General features: G+C 55.8%; 3 protein-coding genes. All 3 read right to left on the reverse strand.

All coding sequences use genetic code 11. The features are described 5' to 3' along the window. The coding region (locus B3Z49_RS13720; protein WP_296991864.1) for a glycine zipper 2TM domain-containing protein at nucleotides 1–512 on the reverse strand (512 nt) is incomplete at its 3' end. Beyond that, a complete protein-coding gene (locus tag B3Z49_RS13725; protein WP_008888617.1) occupies nucleotides 509–742 on the reverse strand; it encodes a hypothetical protein in 234 nt (77 codons plus the stop codon). The genes B3Z49_RS13725 and B3Z49_RS13720, both read right to left, overlap by 4 nt. Nucleotides 743–944: 202 nt before the next feature. Continuing rightward, nucleotides 945–2114 carry a beta-aspartyl-peptidase gene (gene iadA / locus B3Z49_RS13730; RefSeq protein WP_296991869.1) on the reverse strand — a complete coding sequence of 390 codons (1170 nt, stop codon included), beginning with the start codon at nucleotides 2112–2114 and terminating at the stop codon, nucleotides 945–947. Between the last annotated feature and the right edge of the window lie 130 nt (nucleotides 2115–2244).

Consider the following 2244-nt stretch of genomic DNA (forward strand, 5'->3'; position numbering starts at 1 on the left):
CGGGCTGTTGCGCTATATTCGCGGCAATAGCGTCCGTCGGCGTTCTGCCAACTGTTGGTCGGCACAACATTATAGCTGTGTTGCGAATCGGGATTTCGCCACCGGACGGCCTGACCATCAGGGGCCCGTTGCAAGGCATAGCCGGTACAAGCCAGATCACCCTGATCAAGGCTCTGGCCAATCGAGTAGCCACTGAGCATGCCAAGAATGGCACCACCAATCATGGCAGCATCCCGGCCGCTTCCTTTGCCGATGGTGGAACCGAGCACCGCGCCCGTGCCACCACCAATGATGGCGCCAACCACATCACGGTTACAGCGCAGGAAACCACCGTCGGAGACAAAAAGCTCGTTACCGTGGCGGCTATAATTGCGTTTGTGCCCTTTGTGCTGCTTGGCACGATAGCCATGGGCAGGTGCCCATGACGGCGGGTCGGCCTTAACGGGCGCAGGTGCTGCAAATGGCAGGGTTAGGCCGAATGCAGCAACCAGAAGAATGATCCTTTTCATCATTTCCGGGCCTTCTCATTCTCGTGCATGATATAGCCCGCACCGGTACCCACCGCGCCGCCAATTACCGCGCCACAGGTAACACAGCCACCGGTGATCACGGTGCCAACAGCACCCACACCGGCACCAATCGCGCCGCCACTCAGCATTTTCTGGTCTCGGTCATTCAATCCGCTACAAGCCGAAAGCCCCAATGCGCTTGCAACGGCCAAAATCATGGCTGTCTGTCGCATCTCTCGTGTCCTTTCCAAGGTTTTTGGGCACAGGTCATTCGTGGACCTGTGTCTGATCGCAAAGCTTGCCGGGGAAATAGGCACGAGGTTTGGCCGTATTGGGGGCTATTTGGGGCAGATATGACGATAAAAAGGCATCAAATCCGCAAATTATTGGTTTCTAGTACCTTTTTACCTGCCGTAATCCGGTCCAAAGACCAAATTAGTCCTCAAAAGTGCAGCGGAGCAGCCGTTTCTTGCCAATCATGGCCGGTTTTCCGCGCGCAATGACGCTATCGGGGGTTAAAGCATCATCGAAAACCAGGATATCTGCATCATAACCGACCTTGAGCTGCCCTTTATGTGCCGCAAGGCCCAGCATGCGTGCCGGATTGATCGTAATCGGGGCCAAGGCGATCGGGATATCAAGCTTTTCAATTTCGATCAGATCGGCAAATTCGCGCGGGACGGTTTCAAAGCCAGCCACTGAAAGCCCGATCATATTGCCATCAGTATCAAAGTCCGGCAGTGACCCGTTGCCATCCGATGTCATTGAAACGCGATCCAGCGCAACGCCATCGGCCAGGCATTCGGCAATGCTGGTCGATGTTTTGGTGGCCCCCTTGGGATCGGGTTCGGCATCAATCCCGGTGGTGAAATCGATATTGCCGCCACGCTTTGCCCAGAGCTTGGCCGCATCAAGCAAGGTTCGTTTGCGGTTGACGTGGGTCGGGATGAACTGGCCGATCGGGATTTCGGTCTGCTCGATCACAGCAATCAGGGGATCAAAGTGCCTGTCACCATCGCCCAGATGCACGACAACCGATCCGGACTTGCCCGACGTCATGCCGCCAATGCGCGATTGGGATGCGATGCGGGCCAGCTCCTCAACCGTGCTTTGGCTGCTGCGGTGATCGGAGATCGCCGTTTTCAAACCGATACAGGCATCCAGAAACGTCACGTCATGACCGATATTGCCGGTCAGGGTTGGTGACGGCACGCGATAACCGCCCGTAAAGAACCAGGCAGAAATACCTTCGGCACGAAGCGCCTTGGTCTTGGCATACAGCGATGCGATGTGGCGGGTTGCGGCATCTGTGCCCAACAATCCGCAAACGGATGTGATGCCGGCTTCGATCAGTTTGCCAACCGCAACTTCGGGCGTACGCGTGGCAAATCCGCCTTCGCCACCGCCCCCGATCAGATGGACATGCCCGTCGATAAAGCCTGGTACGGTCATCTTGCCGCCAAGGTCGATGGTCTTGATTTCGGCCGGAACAGAAACCACCAGATCCGGGGCAATGGCGAGGATTTTCTCGTCACAGATCAGGATATCATTGATGCCAAGCGGCGTCGGGGCGAAGACGTTGGCATTCTTGAGCAACAGAAACATGTTTTAAAACCGTATTTTACGAAATGCAGTGTTCAGGTGGCGGGTTGGCGCGGATGCGCATCATAGCGACAGTTCATTTCCGTTGAAACGGTTCTGGCAAGCAGATAGCTTTCGATAAAACCAAGCGGGA

It is taken from the genome of Thalassospira sp. UBA1131 (assembly GCF_002311515.1).
GTDB lineage: Bacteria > Pseudomonadota > Alphaproteobacteria > Rhodospirillales > Thalassospiraceae > Thalassospira.

Excerpts from the sequence above, each read along its gene's own strand:
- B3Z49_RS13725 (WP_008888617.1), bottom strand. The coding sequence starts at position 742 with ATGCGACAGACAGCCATGATTTTGGCCGTTGCAAGCGCATTGGGGCTT.
- iadA (WP_296991869.1), bottom strand. The coding sequence starts at position 2,114 with ATGTTTCTGTTGCTCAAGAATGCCAACGTCTTCGCCCCGACGCCGCTT.